This window comes from Donghicola mangrovi, assembly GCF_013377535.1.
Taxonomy (GTDB): Bacteria; Pseudomonadota; Alphaproteobacteria; order Rhodobacterales; family Rhodobacteraceae; genus Donghicola; species Donghicola mangrovi.
Map to the genome: position 1 here is coordinate 1 of NZ_JABCJE010000040.1, position 652 is coordinate 652.

A 652-nucleotide genomic window follows, 5' to 3' on the forward strand; every position below is an offset into this window, starting at 1 on the left:
ATCGCCGCCATCGTTCAGGGTCGCGGTCTTGGTTAATGCGATTGCGGAGACGGCGCCGATGGTGGTTGTGACGGCACTGTCTGTGGTGTCGGTAACATCCTCTGAGCTGTCGGTGGCGCGCTGGGTGTCGCCATCAAGGTCGATCCAAGCGGTGCCGGTGGCGCTGTTGCTGAGGCCACCTGCGTCCACATCGTCCTGATCGACCACATGGGTCAGGGTCGCGGTGGCGGTGCCGCCGGGCAGGAAGGCCGCATCGGTGCTGCCGGTGGAATAGGTGATGGCCGAGAGGGTCGCAGTCAGCGAGGTGCCGCCCGAGCGCTGGAAGTCATCGCTCAGGGTCAGGCCGGTCAGGGTGGTGTTGCCGGAGTTCTCGGCGGTGATGGTGTAGGTCAGCGTATCGCCAAGGCTGACCACGCCGTCACTGTCCGCGTCCGTGTGGGCGACGGATTTGGTGACGGTCAGCGCGGGGGCGCGGGTCAGGGTGGTCTCGGTGGCCGCATCGCCGGTGCCGGTGGCGCTGGAGATATCGGTGACATCGCCGGTGCCCGAGGGGCTGCTGGCGGTGACCGTGGCCAGATTGCTGACAGTGCCCGCGTCGACGTCATCCTGGGTCAGGGTGTAGGTCGCGCTGAAGGTGCTGGTGTCGCTCTCT

1 protein-coding gene is annotated in these 652 nt (G+C 66.7%); it reads right to left on the reverse strand.

What is annotated here, in order from left to right:
• The coding region (locus HJ536_RS20680) for a DUF7507 domain-containing protein (RefSeq protein ID WP_177159277.1) at positions 1-652 on the reverse strand (652 nt) is incomplete at both ends.